At 59.0% G+C, this 14,295-nt stretch carries 14 protein-coding genes; 5 read left to right on the top strand and 9 right to left on the bottom strand.

What is annotated here, in order from left to right; genetic code table 11:
* From PMI11_RS30480 to PMI11_RS30465, 4 genes are all read right to left on the bottom strand, one after another.
* Nucleotides 1-639 (bottom strand): electron transfer flavoprotein subunit beta/FixA family protein (locus PMI11_RS30480; RefSeq protein ID WP_007825144.1); only part of this gene is annotated, 639 nt, incomplete at its 3' end.
* 95 nt (nt 640-734) lie between these two features.
* Nucleotides 735-1,283: a UPF0262 family protein gene (locus PMI11_RS30475; RefSeq protein WP_007825143.1), complete on the bottom strand. Its 549-nt coding sequence runs from the start codon at nt 1,281-1,283 to the stop codon at nt 735-737.
* A gap of 38 nt (nt 1,284-1,321) precedes the next feature.
* Nucleotides 1,322-1,501 carry a hypothetical protein gene (locus PMI11_RS30470; RefSeq protein WP_007825130.1) on the bottom strand — a complete coding sequence of 60 codons (180 nt, stop codon included), beginning with the start codon at nt 1,499-1,501 and terminating at the stop codon, nt 1,322-1,324.
* A gap of 93 nt (nt 1,502-1,594) precedes the next feature.
* Nucleotides 1,595-3,181, bottom strand: coding sequence for an isocitrate lyase (locus tag PMI11_RS30465; protein WP_007825128.1), 1,587 nt, complete (start codon nt 3,179-3,181; stop codon nt 1,595-1,597).
* 123 nt (nt 3,182-3,304) lie between these two features.
* Here PMI11_RS30465 and PMI11_RS30460 point away from each other — a divergent pair, with 123 nt between their 5' ends.
* The 3 genes from PMI11_RS30460 to PMI11_RS30450 all read left to right on the top strand — a co-directional run bounded on the left by PMI11_RS30460 (nt 3,305) and on the right by PMI11_RS30450 (nt 7,196).
* A complete protein-coding gene (locus tag PMI11_RS30460) occupies nt 3,305-4,708 on the top strand; it encodes a helix-turn-helix domain-containing protein (RefSeq protein ID WP_037072515.1) in 1,404 nt (467 codons plus the stop codon).
* Nucleotides 4,709-4,869: 161 nt separating this feature from the next.
* Nucleotides 4,870-5,886, top strand: a complete 1,017-nt coding sequence (locus PMI11_RS30455; protein ID WP_007825122.1) for an ABC transporter substrate-binding protein — start codon at nt 4,870-4,872, stop codon at nt 5,884-5,886.
* 293 nt (nt 5,887-6,179) lie between these two features.
* Nucleotides 6,180-7,196, top strand: a complete 1,017-nt coding sequence (locus PMI11_RS30450; RefSeq protein ID WP_007825117.1) for an ABC transporter substrate-binding protein — start codon at nt 6,180-6,182, stop codon at nt 7,194-7,196.
* A gap of 80 nt (nt 7,197-7,276) precedes the next feature.
* Here PMI11_RS30450 and PMI11_RS30445 read toward each other — a convergent pair whose 3' ends face one another.
* The 5 genes from PMI11_RS30445 to PMI11_RS30425 all read right to left on the bottom strand — a co-directional run bounded on the left by PMI11_RS30445 (nt 7,277) and on the right by PMI11_RS30425 (nt 11,390).
* Nucleotides 7,277-7,651, bottom strand: a complete 375-nt coding sequence (locus PMI11_RS30445; protein ID WP_007825116.1) for a carboxymuconolactone decarboxylase family protein — start codon at nt 7,649-7,651, stop codon at nt 7,277-7,279.
* 311 nt (nt 7,652-7,962) lie between these two features.
* Entirely contained in the window at nt 7,963-8,982 is a 1,020-nt protein-coding gene (locus PMI11_RS30440; protein WP_007825114.1) for an alpha/beta hydrolase, read from the bottom strand.
* Complete coding sequence (locus PMI11_RS30435) at nt 8,979-9,908, bottom strand: NAD(P)-dependent oxidoreductase (protein WP_007825113.1); 930 nt, start codon at nt 9,906-9,908, stop codon at nt 8,979-8,981. Before PMI11_RS30435 ends, PMI11_RS30440 begins: the two co-directional genes overlap by 4 nt.
* Nucleotides 9,909-9,921: 13 nt before the next feature.
* Nucleotides 9,922-10,323 (bottom strand): (R)-mandelonitrile lyase, encoded by a 402-nt coding sequence (locus tag PMI11_RS30430; protein WP_007825109.1) that lies wholly within the window; start codon nt 10,321-10,323, stop codon nt 9,922-9,924.
* Between the two features lie 140 nt (nt 10,324-10,463).
* A complete protein-coding gene (locus PMI11_RS30425; protein ID WP_007825107.1) occupies nt 10,464-11,390 on the bottom strand; it encodes an NAD(P)-dependent oxidoreductase in 927 nt (308 codons plus the stop codon).
* A gap of 234 nt (nt 11,391-11,624) precedes the next feature.
* Between PMI11_RS30425 and PMI11_RS30420 the strand changes: the two genes are divergently transcribed.
* Together PMI11_RS30420 and PMI11_RS30415 are read left to right on the top strand one after the other, a co-directional pair.
* On the top strand, nt 11,625-13,181 hold the full coding sequence (locus tag PMI11_RS30420; RefSeq protein WP_244430722.1) for an MFS transporter: 1,557 nt from the start codon (nt 11,625-11,627) through the stop codon (nt 13,179-13,181).
* A 134-nt stretch (nt 13,182-13,315) separates the two neighbouring features.
* Nucleotides 13,316-14,295 (top strand): ABC transporter substrate-binding protein (locus PMI11_RS30415; protein WP_007825100.1); only part of this gene is annotated, 980 nt, incomplete at its 3' end.

The raw sequence follows: 14,295 nt of genomic DNA, 5'->3' as shown, positions 1-14,295 counted from the left end.
AACGCCGAAATCAGCCGGGCTCGTCTTGTCGAGCGGCTTCTTTTTCGCCTTCATGATGTTCGGTAGCGTAGCATAGCGCGGCTCGTTCAAGCGCAGGTCGGTCGTCACGACGGCCGGAAGCTTGACCTTGATGGTCTGCAGGCCGCCATCGATCTCACGGGTGACCGTCGCCGTTGCAGATTCTCCAGCGCCGGCGATCTCGACCTTGGAGGCGAAGGTCGCCTGGGCGGAGCCGAGAAGGGCTGCAAGCATCTGGCCGGTCTGGTTGGAATCATCGTCGATTGCCTGCTTGCCGACAATGATGAGGCCTGGCTTTTCAGCGTCGGCAACACCCTTGAGGATCTTTGCGACTGCAAGCGGCTCGACAGCGTCATCGGTCTCGACGAGGATGGCGCGGTCGGCGCCCATGGCGAGCGCGGTGCGCAAAGTTTCCTCGGCCTTGGCCGGGCCGATCGAGACGACGACCACTTCCTCGGCCTTGCCGGCTTCCTTCAGGCGAAGGGCCTCCTCAACCGAAATCTCGTCGAACGGGTTCATCGACATCTTGACGTTGGCAAGGTCGACGCCCGATCCATCCGGCTTGACACGGATCTTCACGTTGTAATCGACAACGCGCTTGACTGGGACGAGAATTTTCATGGGGTCCTTCCGTTGGGTGATAGGTTTGTGCAAGCTTGCCGCTGTCCCGAAAAACCGGATCTGTATCTTCTCCCGAAAAAAGGGTCTCAAACGGTCTAACCTGCCGATCTTGGACCGGTGCGGGCCTGCTGCCCATCGTAGTACATGAGGCCAAGGGCTGGCCCGTAAGGATTGCCCATTCGGCACGCGGCGATGATGGTGAACAATCGGCGAGCCGTCTCCAGATCCGTTCGCACCTTCGTCGACAGACGGTCTCGCAGAAGTTCGGAGGCTTCGTTGTGCGTGGCGCGGCGGCCCATGTCGATCGCTTCCAGACGCTGGGCATCGCCTTTTGCCGCCGCTTCGTAGTGAGCCTCACAAATGGCGACATAAGCCCGAATGAGCCTGTGAAGCGGCCCGGCAGACATGAAATGCGAGACGATATGGACACCATCTGCACCAGCGACGTGAAACGTAAACCTCGATCCGTGGGTGGAGATCACCAGACGATAGGGCCCGGCCTGTTGACGTCCAACGAGTTCGAAACAGCTTTCCTCGAGGAGGTCCGCAATCGCCGTTTCCTGCTCAATCTCGACCTCATGGCTGGGCCGGACTTGGTCATGGTCGACCGCTACGGCGCAAAGTCGATTCAAAGTTCCGCTCATCCGAGGCTCCCGTTTTCGATTGCAAGGGCCTTGGCGGATTATCGTATGCGACCAAGCCTGTGATAAAGGTTGGAATATTTGACCGCCTCGGGCTTGTCCTTGATCGATTGGAGATAATGGGCGACGGCCGTCTGCAGCAGTGCGAAATCCTCTTGCGAGAAGACGGCCCGCGACCGCTGGGGTTCTGATGGTTGAACCTTGGTGGGCTGCTCCGACATTGTACTCACTCCCTTTTTGATCCTGTGATCCCGTGATCCGTGTGTCGGTCCGGCGCGCAACTCCCCCTGCGCGCCGGACCTCCGTGGTCGCCCTCAGGCGGCGAACTGGTTCATGGTATTGTGCGTGCCGCCCGCTTTGAGGGCAGCCTCACCTGCGAAATATTCTTTGTGATCGTCACCAAGGTCCGAACCGGCCATGTTCTGGTGTTTGACGCAGGCAATACCTTGGCGGATCTCGCGGCGCTGGACATTGGAAACATAGCCGAGCATTCCGGCTTCGCCGAAATATTCCTTGGCGAGATTGTCGGTGGAAAGAGCCGCGGTATGGTAGGTCGGCAAGGTTATCAGGTGATGGAATATGCCAGCTCGCCTCGCGGCGTCGCGTTGAAAGGTGCGGATCTTTTCGTCGGCTTCGATGCCAAGAGGCGTCTCGTCGTAGTCGACGCTCATCAGCTTGGCGCGATCATAGGCTGATACGTCCTTGCCGGCCTTCAGCCAGGCATCGAAGACTTGCTGGCGGAAGTTCAGCGTCCAGTTGAAGGACGGCGAGTTGTTGTAGACCAGTTTGGCATTCGGGACGATCTCGCGAACGCGGTCGACCATCGATGCGATCTGCTCGATATGCGGCTTTTCGGTCTCGATCCACAGAAGGTCGGCACCGTTCTTCAATGCATTGATGCAATCGAGAACGCAGCGATCCGCCCCCGTTCCCTCACGGAACTGATAGAGGTTCGAAGCAAGGCGCTTGGGCCGCACCAGCTTGCCGTTGCGGTTGATAATGACGTCGCCGTTGAGGCTCGCCAGGTCGTCGACGTCCTCGCAATCGAGGAAGGAATTGTAGAGATCGCCGATATCGCCGGGCTCGCGGCTGAATGCGATCTGCTTGGTCAGGCCGGCACCGAGAGAATCGGTGCGTGCGACGATGATGCCGTCGTCGATTCCGAGCTCGAGGAAGGCATAACGGCAGGCTCGGATCTTGGCGACAAAGTCCTCGTGCGGAACCGTCACCTTTCCATCCTGGTGGCCGCATTGTTTTTCATCGGACACCTGGTTCTCGATCTGGAGCGCGCAGGCCCCCGCCTCGATCATCTTCTTGGCGAGCAAGTAGGTCGCCTCCGCATTGCCGAAACCGGCATCGATATCGGCAATGACCGGGACGACATGGGTCTGATAGCTGTCCACGGCTTGCAGCAGCTGCTTTTCGCGGACCAGATCGCCGGCTTCTCGTGCCGCGTCGATGTCACGAAACATCATGCCGAGCTCGCGAGCGTCGGCCTGGCGCAGGAAGGTGTACAATTCTTCAATTAGAGCCGGAACGCTGGTCTTTTCGTGCATGGACTGATCCGGCAAGGGGCCGAACTGCGAGCGCAAGGCAGCAACCATCCAACCGGAGAGATAGAGGTAGCGACGATCTGTCGTGCCAAAATGCTTCTTGATCGAAATGAGCTTCTGTTGGCCGATAAAGCCGTGCCAGCAGCCGAGCGACTGGGTGTATTTCGACGGATCGCTATCATAGGCTTCCATGTCCTTGCGCATGATCGCCGCTGTATAGCGAGCGATATCCAAGCCGGTCTGGAAGCGGTTCTGCAGTCGCATCCGCGCGATCGCTTCAGCGGTGACACCGGTCCAGTCCGTCCTAATGATCTTGCCGGCGGTTTCCACGAGGTTCTGATATGACATGTTTTCCTCCAAACATTTCTTCGCAACTGCGAAAGGAGTAGCACGCCGATTTTGAAAGGCGAGACGCCTCGGTGTCACGTTGTCAAACTTTACAAGATCTTCTTGTAATGTTGTAATGTCTGTATGGAAAAGCATGGTGTCTATATAGGGCCGCGCTTGCGGCGCCTTCGGCGTGATCTTGGTCTGACCCAGGCCAACATGGCAGCCGACCTCGAAATCTCGCCATCTTACATCGCATTGATGGAGCGCAATCAGCGGCCAGTCACGGCCGAACTGCTGTTGCGTCTGGCCAAAACCTACAAGATTGACCTGTCGGCCTTTTCGGATGAGTCCGGGCGCGACACGATCGCGCGCCTTCAATCGATCGTGAAAGATCCGATTCTTGGTGACATTGACTTTGATGCGCTGGAAATCAGCGATGTGGCAAGCAGTTTTCCGGGCTTTGCCGAAGCGCTGCTCAGGCTGCATCTTGCCTATAAAGAGGGACAGTTCGCGCTTGCCGATTTCAATCAGCGTACGCCAACCGACGATAGCGAAAGCGTCGTTGATCCAGCCGCAGCGGTTCGCAATTTTCTATCAGCGCGCAGAAACTGTTTTCCGACACTCGATTCTGCCGCCGAAAAGCTCGCGATCAAGATCGCGGAGGCAGGTGGCCTCTCTGGTTTTCTCAAGGCGCAACACAGTCTACGCGTCCGCCGCATGCCGCCCGACGTCATGACCGGATCGCTTCGACGTCTGGATTGGCATCGTAAAGAAGTGCTCCTCAGCGAAACGCTCGACACGGCCAGTCAGAATTTTCAGCTTGCGCAGCAGATCGCCTATCTTGAGTTCGACCAGGAAATCCGAAACACGCTTGCCGAGGCAACGCTGGAGGGCGAGAATGCTTTGCGGCTTGGCCATAGGGCGCTCTCCGCCTATTGCGCAGCCGCCTTGCTCATGCCCTACGCGGTCTTTGCGCGTGCCGTTGACGCTCGCGCCTACGATATAGAAGCGCTTGCGCGGCAATTCGGGACGAGTTTTGAGCAGACGGCCCACCGAATGACGACGCTGCAGAAGCCCGGCCAGGAGCGTATTCCTTTCTTCTTCATCCGTGTCGATCCCGCAGGCAACGTTTCCAAGCGCCTCAACAGCGGAACATTTCCCTTCGCTCGCCATGGCGGCGGCTGCCCTCTGTGGTCAGTACATCAGGTCTTCCAGACGCCTCGCCGGGTGGTGACACAATGGCTCGAGCTGCCTGATGGCCAGAGGTTTTTTTCCATCGCAAGAACCGTTAGTTCGGGCGGCGGGGGCTACGGCCGGCCGCAGATCGAACGGGCAGTCGCCCTTGTCTGCGAGGCCCATCATGCGGAGCGGCTTGTCTACGCGCGCAGTCATCCTTCGACCGAGGCGCCGACCCCGATCGGTATCAGCTGTCGGTTGTGCCACCGAGGGGAATGTCCGGCACGCTCCGATCCGCCGATCGGCCGACAGATCCTGGCCGACAATTTCCGCCGAACCGATACGCCGTTCGGATTTTCCGACGCCTAAGGCGCCAAATCCCCGCTTCTCACATGGCCATTGAACGAGCCGATAATTCGAGTGTCTTTCTAAATCATATAAATGATTGACATTCATCTGACGCATGCAATCATGCGCCCGCCCGTGCAAGCCGTGGGAGTAGCTTGCTGCAGGTTTTGGAGGAGGAACCCATGAACATGATGAAGATTGCAGGTTGGTCGCTCGCTGCGATGCTGGTGACGTCGGGGATGGTGCTTGCGCAAACTGCCGAGCCCAAACCACTCAAAGTCATCTCGTCGCTACCGAGTGCCGGCGCTGCCGTCACCTTTACGGTACCGCTGCGCGGCTTTGACAAGGCCCATGGCCTTGCCGTCGATATCGCCCAGTCGGGTGGATCGAGCACCCTCCAGATCGACGCCGTCTTGGCCGGAAGCGTGATGTTCGGCCATCCAGGTACCGCTACCGCGTTGCAGGCGATCCGCGAAGGCGCCGACATCAAGATTCTCGGGGCCATCGCAAAAAACCAGATGGTCGCGGTCATCAGCAATGAGGCATTGAAGAAGTCGGGGATTTCGCTGACGGCGCCGATCGCCGAGAAAATAAAGGCGCTCAAGGGCATGACGATCGGTACAAACCCGGTCGGATCGACCTACACGCAGATGTTGGTTCATTATCTCAAGCAATATGGCTTGGACCCTGACAAGGACGTCCGCTTGGTCGGTTTGACCGATTCCACGGCCTTGATCACTGGCATGGAACAGGGCCGCTTCGATGCGATCATCAGCGCAAGCGGCGTGGTGGAGCAGGCCCTGTCGCTCAAGGCCGGCCAGATCCTTTTCTCGGGAGCCCGCGGCGACATTCCTGGTGGCGAGTCCTCGGTTATCGTGGTGATCGTCGCGCGCTCTGACACGGTCGAGAAATATCCGGAACTCGTCAAGGCTTATCGTGCTGCGATGAGCGACTCGCTGAAGGCCGTCAACGAAGATCATGCCGAAACCGGTCGCCTGCTCAGAGACAAGTATTTTTCCAAGATGGACGAAAAGGTCTGGGAAGCCGTCTGGAACAATGCCGTTGAAGCCTTTCCGGAAGAATTGACCTTCGGAAAGTCGGCGTTCGATTTTTGGGTCGGCATCGACCCGAAAGGGCCGGACAGCTTCAAGGCCATCGACTATCGCAAGATCACCATACCCGAAGCGCAGGCCGAGTAAGCCTTGCCAATTCGGCCCGGTGCTCAGGTTCGCGTGCGGGGCCGGACATGAGCGCGCCGTAACAAGCGACGGCGCGTCGTCGATGGACCTGTTATGCTCTGCGCCCTGCTTTGTTACGATGCAAGGCGCCGTGGTCAGCCGGATCGACCGCGCCAACCGTCGTAGTCCGACGGGCTTCGAAGCTTTCGATAAATGATATAGATGATTGACATTTATTCGTCGCGTGCGATCATCGTTTCGTCCCTGAGGTGAGAGCCGCTGTCGCCACGCCTAGGGCTTTTGGAGGAGAACACATGCTTTCAGCAAGGATTGCTGGTTTGGCGGTTGCCGCCATGCTGATGACCGCGTCGGTCGCGGTTGCTCAATCTGCGGAGCCGACGCAGCTCAAGACAATTTCATCCCTGCCGTCGGGTCTGTCGGCGGTCACGTTTACGGTTCCGTTGCGCGGATACGATAAGGCACACGGACTGGCACTCGACATCGCCCAATCGGGCGGATCGAGCTCGCTCCAGATCGACGCCGTGCTGGGTGGTAGCGCCGTGTTCGGCCATCCGGGCACCGCAACCGCGCTCCAGGCCATTCGCGAAGGCGCCGACCTGAAGATCCTGGGTGCGATTGCGAAAAACCAGATTGTCGGCGTCATTAGCAATGATGCGCTGAAGAAGGCGGGCATTTCACCGACCGCACCGATCGCAGACCGTTTCAAAGCCCTCAAGGGCATGACGATCGGGACCAACCCTGTGGGTTCGACCTATACGCAGATCCTGCGCTATTATCTCAAGGAAAACGGCATCGATCCCGACAATGATGTACGCCTTGTCGGCATGGGCGATTCAAGCGCCCTGATCAGCGGCATCGAGCAGGGCCGTTTCGACGCCATCGTCAGTGCAAGCGGCGTTGTCGAAGAGGCTGTCGCTCTTGGGGCCGGACAAATTCTGTTTTCCGGCGCCAGGGGCGATATCCCTGGAGGAGAATCCTCCGTGGTCGCGGTGATCGTGGCCCGATCCGATACCGTTCAGAACCATCCAGACTGGGTCAAAGCCTATCGTGCGGCGATGAGTGACGGATTGAAGGCAGTTCATGAGGACCACGCCGAAACCGGGCGCCTCTTGAAGGAGAAATATTTCGCCAAGATGGATCAGAAGGTCTGGAGCGAATTGTGGGACAACTCCGCCGACGCTTTTCCCGAGGAACTGACGTTCAGCAAATCAGCTTTCGATTTCTGGACCGGCATCGACCCGAAGGGGCCGGAGAGCTTCAGCAAGGTCGATTATGCAACGATCACCCTTCCCGAAGCGCAGGCCAAGTAACCGCCCGTCACGGACCTGATGCAAACAAAGGCGCCGCATCATCTGCGGCGCCTTTTCAATGTCGGATGCCCGATATTGGTTTAAACGAGGCCCCTGGCTTTCAGAACTTCGTCTGCGACCTTGAAACCTTCGACTGCCGAAGGCAGCCCCGCATAGACGGCGCAATGAAGCAGGATTTCCTGAAGTTCATCGACCGTGCATCCGTTGTTGAGCGCACCTTCGACATGGGTGCGCAACTGATTGACGCGATTGAGCGCCACCAGCATCGCAATGTTGAGGATGCTGCGTGTCTTGCGGTCAATGCCCGGTCTTGACCAGACGGTGCCGAAACAAACATCATCCGAGTAGTCTTGGATGAGCGCGTTGAAGGAATTCCGATTCTTATCGCGTTTTTCCAGGAACTCGTCTCCCATGAGTTCCCTGATGATCTGTCGTCCTGTTTCGATCCTGTCCATGTTTGGTCCTTTCGTCAGAAGATGAGCTGCTTCACGCCGTCGCGTTGACACTGGTGCTGGCCTTCTGTCGTGCTTGCAAGCGGGACAGATCCTTGAAGACACCGCGCGCCTGGAAAATATGGCAGCACGTCAAACCTGTCAAATCATATAGATGATTTATATCAAAAAGAAAGGCAGTGCGACGGGTGCGATCGGATGCCAGCCAAAGGTATGGGCGACACGATATATCGGCCGATCATAGGCCTGAGCTTCGGCCCATCAGGGCACGGTTTTTGTGAGGCGGCGGCACGATGCCTCTCCGACGTTGCCCCTCAGTCCAGGCCCTTGCTTGTCAGGAAATGCGACACAAGGTCGGCGATCTCGAGATTATTGAGATCGGAAAAGGGGAAATGCGTGTTTCCAGCGATGCCGATTTTCGGAAGTTCGACGACCTGAGCGTCGCCTCCATGGCGGTTGACCGTTTCTACAAATCTGTGAGCCATCGCTAGGCGCACGCGCCAGCTGTCGCGACCCTGTATCGGCGTCGGCTCTTCCGGAATGTTGTCGCCGTAATAGATGATGATAGGTATCTGCGTCAGGGCGAGGAAGGATTGGGTCGGCACGGTCAAAGCAGCAAGCGGCCCCGCTGCACTCGGCATCGGCGACGGTGCTTGCCCTTCGGGAAAGACGAAATTGCTTCCTGGCTCGAAGGAGACAATGGAGCGGACCTTGTCGTTGCGCATAGCGGTCAGCCAGCCGGGGCCGCCGCTCTGCGAGTGGGTCATCAATATCGCCGGGCCGACACGATCGAAAAGGGCGCTGACCGCCGAGGAGACCACCTCGAGGTCGAAGGGACCCGTGTTGGGTGTCATCGACCGGAAATACTGATCGAGGGTTTCTGCCGAACGATCGAACTGAACACCATCGTAATAGTCCGGCCAAAGTCCGAGACGAAACTGGTTGAACCATTTCTGTTCATCGGCGATGGGGCGATCTGCCCCTTCGACCATGCTGCGGCCGGCATTGCCGCGGCGCGGCTGATCCAGGACGACCGTTGTGAACCCGCGGCGCAGAAACAAGGTCTGAAACCCCTCGCGGCCATCGGGTGTCGTCTCCCAGGATTTGGAAAATTGGACGCCGCCGTGCCACATCACCAGAGGCATGCGGCGCGCATTGACCGGCTTTTGATAGAACGCGTAGGCATGATCGCCACTATAGGTCTGACCCAGACCCAGATCGGGCTCCGTCGGATCGAACGTTCCAGGGTCGCGCCGCACGCTTCCCCCGACGGCGAAACTGCCCTGGCTTTCGATCAGCAAGGGGCCAAGGCTTGGATTGTGCGGCGGTATCATGTCCGGTTCAGCACGTCTTCGATCTTCTCCAGCGGGATTGCAAATCTCTCGAGGCCGGCGCGTTCCTGCTGCAAGTGCAGGACGCTTTGGGAATCACGCTTCGACCAGCCGCGATTCATCGCCTCTGTCAGTTCCTCAAGGGCGAGATTGCAAAGCCTGGTTGGTACTGCGAGGGAGCGCGCGAGCTCGACGCCCAGTTTTACATCCTTATGCTGGAGCTGCAATTCGAAACTGGGTGGATCCAGGCGGTCGGCAAGCCAGCGCCGTGCGATCAAGTCGAAGGATCGCATTCGTCCGAGTGCTCCGCCACGGATCGCCTCATAAAGTTCGAGCGGGTCGAGGCCGGCTTTGACCCCTACGGTCATTGTCTCTGCCAGCACTTGGGTAATGGTTGCGCTGGCGACATTGTGCACGAGCTTGGCGACGGTGCCGGCGCCGATGTCGCCGATATACCGGGTCTGGTCGGCCATCGACGTCAGCGGGCCTAGGCAACGATCGAACGTTACGCGGCTGCCGCCGACCCATATGGCGAGCTTGCCGCTGGCGGCGCCGGCAGGACCGCCGCTGACGGGAGCGTCCAGAAAGTCGACACCGCGTTCGCAGAGCCGCCCGTTCAGGCTTTTCACCAGGTCGACCGAATTCGTCGAAAGATCAAACCACGCCGCACCGGCCTTGAAGCCTGCATTGAGACCATTGGAGCCAAAGCAGATCGCTTCGACATCTTCGGGCTTTGGAAGAGAAGTGAAAACGACATCGCACTCGGCCGCGACCTGCCGTGCCGTCTCAGCCCAAAAAACCCGTTCGCCAAGGAAGGGCTCGGCTGCTTCGCGACGCAGGTCGTGCAGGACCATCTCATATCCGGCCTTGCGAAGGTTGCCGGCCATGCCGCGGCCCATTGTCCCGAGGCCGATAAAGCCGATTTTCATAGGATCCACCTCCTCAGGCCTGCCCGCGAAATTGTTCGTCGGTGACGGGTTCGAGCCAATCTGCAGATATCCCGTTCAGGCTCTCTCCGATCGTCAGATGTGTCATCGCTGACTCCAGGCCGCCGCCGTGCCAATGCTTTTCTCCCGGCTCGAAGAAAATGACGTCGCCCAGATTGACGATGATGACGTCACCTCCCCAACTCTGGACACGGCCAGATCCGTGTGCAACGATCAAGGTCTGTCCCAGCGGATGGGTGTGCCAGTGGGTCCTCGCTCCGGGTTCGAAGGTCACATAGGCGCCTTTGGAGCGGGCGGGCTCTTCGGTGTTAAAAACCACTTCCATCCGCACGCGGCCGGTAAAATGCTCGGGCGGCGCAAATGTCGTTTTGCTCGTTCCGGCCTTGGTTATCTTCATCTCATATCCTCCTGCTATCGTGTTCGCGCGTCCTGTTCAACGCCTGGCAGCCGACACGTCTCATCCAGACAGGCGACGCCTTGAAATCGGACGGTCCGCCGGCCTGTCCGGCCGCGCGGACCGATCGTGCGAGCCTGCGCTCAACCTTCTGCCAAAACGCGCTTGATTTCGGATTCGGGAATTGCGATCGGCGCAATGCCGGCGCGTTCCTGCTGCAGAACAAGGACGGATTGCGAATCGTGCATTCCAAGGCCACGGCTCATGGCTTCGTGCACATCCTGTGCGACGGCCGCGCAGACCCGCATCGGAACGTCCAATTCCCGCCCGAGCTGCAGGGCGAGATTGATGTCCTTCTGCATCAGGCGGAGCGCGAAGCTCGACTGCTCGGTATTTCCGGCCAGAAAGCGCTGGATGTTGTCAAAGCCCCGCATGCGACCGGCAGCGCCGCTGCGCATGGCCTCCCAAAGGGAAAGCGGGTCCATCCCGGCCTTGACCCCCATTGTCAGGACCTCCGCCATGACCGATTTGATCGCCGTACTCGCCATGTTGTGCGCAAGTTTCGTAATCGTTCCCGCGCCGATTTCCCCGATATAGCGGACCTGGTCGGCAACCTCGTCGAGAACCGGCTGGCACCGGTCGAACGCCGATTTCGAGCCGCCGATCCAGATCGCCAACTTCCCCGAGGCAGCCCCGCCGGGACCGCCGCTGATCGGAGCATCGAGGAATTGCACCCCTTTTGCCTCAAGCTCCTTGTGCAGCCGCCTGACGACGTCGACCGAATTCGTACTGAGGTCGAACCAGATCGCTCCCGGGCGAAGACCGGCCGACAGTCCCGTCTCTCCGCCGTTGACCGCCAGGACATCGGCCGGTGTCGGAAGCGAGGTGAATATCAGCTCGCTCGCTTCGGCCAAGGCCCTTGATGACGGTACTGCGATCGCGCCGCGCTCGACGAATGAAGCCACTGCGGTTTCGGACAGGTCGTGCACGAACAGCTCGTGGCCTGCGCGCAGAAGATTTGCCGCAATTCCCCGCCCCATCATGCCAAGCCCGATAAATCCGATTTTCATTGCGCACATTCCTCCCTGAAACAACAAAAGATTGGTCAAATGCAATTATATCATCTAAATGATTTTAACAAGCTGGGATGTCCGGCCGGGGAGCGCGAGGTTCGGGTGGACGCTCGTGGGTGCGGGGAGCCTGAACCCTCCTCATGCGGGGGGAAGCGTTTGGAAAGGTCTCAACCGAAAACATTACAGGCATTCCGCAACCGCACCTTCCGAACCCTTTGGTCGGCTTCGGTCGTGTCGAATACGGGCGGGATGATCCAGCTCGTCGGGGCTGCCTGGCTGATGACGCTTCTGTCGTCGTCGGAGCGAATGGTGGCGCTCGTCCAGGCGTCCGTCACCTTGCCCCTCATGGTCATCTCGCTCATCGCGGGCGTTCTGGCCGACAATTATGAGCGCAGGTCCGTCATGCTCGCCGCGCAGATCATGATGCTCGCCGTTTCGAGCTTGCTTGCCACATTGGTGCTTGCAGGCTGGATGACGCCATGGCTGCTGCTTGCGCTCACCTTTTTCATCAGTGTCGGCACCGCCCTGCACTATCCTTCCTGGCAGGCATCGTTCACCGATCTCGTTCCGCGCGAAGATCTGCCATCGGCAGCCACGATGAACGCCATGGGCATGAACATCACGCGCAGCCTCGGACCGGCAATCGGCGGCTTTGTGGTGGCGACGTTCGGGATCGGAGCGGCGTTTCTGATCAATGCAGCAAGCTATCTGGCGATTATCGTCGGACTTGCCGCCTGGCGCCCCATCAGGCCCGAACGCCGGCTGCCGCGGGAAAGCTTTTACGGAGCGCTTGAGGCCGGAATTCGCTATTTTGCCGCCTCATCCAATATCATCAATATCTGCATCCGCGGCTTCATCTTCGGCTTTGCCGCCATTTCGATGCAAGCCTTACTACCGCTTGTCGCCCGCGACGTGCTCGTGGCCGATGCAATGGTCTATGGCCTGTTGCTGGCTGCATTCGGGTCAGGCGCCGTATGCGGGGCGCTGGTTGCTGCCCGCATCCGTTCGCACCTCAGCATCGAGCAGATCTGCAAGCTGTCATTCGTAGTCTTCGCGCTCGCCGCCATCTGCCTCGCCTATGTCGGACATGTCTGGATTTCCTGCCTGGCACTCTTCGTCGGAGGCGCGAGCTGGATCAATATCAACTCGCTTTTGAACGTCGCAGTACAGATGTCCGTTCCCCGATGGGTGCTGGGGCGCATGATCGCCATCTTCATGACCTTCATTTTCGGTGGGATGGCGTTGGGAAGTTGGACCTGGGGGATGGTCTCTGAATCCTTCGGGTTGCAGGCGGCATTCGTTGCCGCTGCCATTGTGCTCTTTTGCGGACTGTTGTGGGGTTATGTCTGGCCGGTTCTGGCCTATCCCGCGACGGACCTCGATCCCCTGAACCATTTCAAAGCGCCTGCGGTCCGCCTCGATCTCAACTCCAGCAGCGGTCCGGTCGCCATCATGGTGGAATATGAGATCGCCGAGGGCGATGTCGCAGCCTTCCTCCAGGCAATGGAAACCTGGCGCCGGATAAGGTTGCGCGACGGAGCTCGCCGCTGGTCTCTTCTCAGGGATATCGAAGCACCCGATCATTGGATTGAGAGTTATCACGTCGCGAGCTGGACGGATTACATCCGCCATGTCGACCGACGCACTGTCGCCGACCAGCACGTCCTGGAGCGGCTGACCGCGCTTCATTGCGGCCAAAAACCGATGCGTGTCCATCGGATGGTGGGACGGCATATGATCTCGCGTGCCGGCAGCGCGTCGACCGCGCCGTTTCCGGAACCGATCTGAGCGAGCGGGCGCGATTTAGCTTATAATCATTTAAATGATTGACATCGTCCTGTCATTTATCGATCATGCCCGCACTCGAGGATCTGCGGGCAAGCATGCCGGCCGGTTTGCGAGTTTGGAGGAGGAGGAGAAACATGTTTCGATATTTTGGAAAGGCTACCGCCGGCATGACGGTCGGCTTGCTGCTCGCAACGAGCACGGCAATGGCGCAGGACGCAGGACCGGTCAAAATCATTTCGTCCCTGCCGACCCTGACGTCGTCGGCGACCTACCTGATGGAGGCGCGGGGCTACGACAAGGCGCATGGCTTGACGACGGAGATCTCTCAATCGGGCGGGTCCAGTTCGCTGCAGATCGATGCCGTCGTCGCCGGAAGCGCCACATTCGGCGCCCCAGGTACGGCAACCGCGCTTCAGGCAATTCGCGAAGGCGCCGATATCAAGATCATCGGCTCGATCGCCAAGAACCAGATCTCTGCCGTGATCGGCAACGATGCGTTGAAGAAGGCTGGCATCCCTGTCACGGCACCGATCGCTGATCGTATCAAGGCCATGAAAGGGATGACGATCGGCACTAATCCGGTCGGATCGACCTACTACCAGATGCTTCGCTACTATCTTCAGGACAGCGGCATCGATCCCGACAACGATGTGCGTCTGGTCGGCATGGGCGATTCCAGTGCTCTGATCAGCGGCATCGAACAGGGTCGTTTCGATGCGATCGTCAGCGCCAGCGGCGTCGTGGAACAGGCAATTTCCCTCAACGCAGGTCAATTGTGGTTCTCTGGCGCACGTGGTGATCTTCCGGGGGGCGAGGATTCGGTCGTTTGTGTCGTCGTCGCGCGGACCGATACGATCGAGAAGAACCCCAAGCTGATCGAAGCCTTCCGCGCCGCGATGAAGGACTCCTTGAAGGCGATGCGCGAGGACCGCGCCGAGACCGGAAAGATCCTGAGAGAGCGGTTCTTCACGAAACTCGATTCCACGGTCTGGGAAACAGTCTGGGCCAATGCGGTCGACGCCTATCCGTCAGACTTCACGTTCACCAAAGACGCCTATGATTTCTGGGTCAAGATCGATCCGAAAGGCGCCGACAGCTACCGCAACCTCGATTA

The sequence above is a fragment of the Rhizobium sp. CF142 genome, assembly GCF_000281145.1.
In the GTDB taxonomy this organism is placed as follows: domain Bacteria; phylum Pseudomonadota; class Alphaproteobacteria; order Rhizobiales; family Rhizobiaceae; genus Rhizobium.
This window is presented reverse-complemented; position numbering and strand designations above follow the sequence as displayed.

Coding starts and splice junctions, on each gene's coding strand:
- PMI11_RS30475 (WP_007825143.1), bottom strand. CDS start 1,283: ATGAGCGGAACTTTGAATCGACTTTGCGCCGTAGCGGTCGACCATGAC.
- PMI11_RS30460 (WP_037072515.1), top strand. CDS start 3,305: ATGGAAAAGCATGGTGTCTATATAGGGCCGCGCTTGCGGCGCCTTCGG.
- PMI11_RS30445 (WP_007825116.1), bottom strand. CDS start 7,651: ATGGACAGGATCGAAACAGGACGACAGATCATCAGGGAACTCATGGGA.
- PMI11_RS30435 (WP_007825113.1), bottom strand. CDS start 9,908: ATGAAAATCGGCTTTATCGGCCTCGGGACAATGGGCCGCGGCATGGCC.
- PMI11_RS30430 (WP_007825109.1), bottom strand. CDS start 10,323: ATGAAGATAACCAAGGCCGGAACGAGCAAAACGACATTTGCGCCGCCC.
- PMI11_RS30425 (WP_007825107.1), bottom strand. CDS start 11,390: ATGAAAATCGGATTTATCGGGCTTGGCATGATGGGGCGGGGAATTGCG.
- PMI11_RS30465 (WP_007825128.1), bottom strand. CDS start 3,181: ATGTCATATCAGAACCTCGTGGAAACCGCCGGCAAGATCATTAGGACG.
- PMI11_RS30440 (WP_007825114.1), bottom strand. CDS start 8,982: ATGATACCGCCGCACAATCCAAGCCTTGGCCCCTTGCTGATCGAAAGC.
- PMI11_RS30455 (WP_007825122.1), top strand. CDS start 4,870: ATGAACATGATGAAGATTGCAGGTTGGTCGCTCGCTGCGATGCTGGTG.
- PMI11_RS30450 (WP_007825117.1), top strand. CDS start 6,180: ATGCTTTCAGCAAGGATTGCTGGTTTGGCGGTTGCCGCCATGCTGATG.
- PMI11_RS30470 (WP_007825130.1), bottom strand. CDS start 1,501: ATGTCGGAGCAGCCCACCAAGGTTCAACCATCAGAACCCCAGCGGTCG.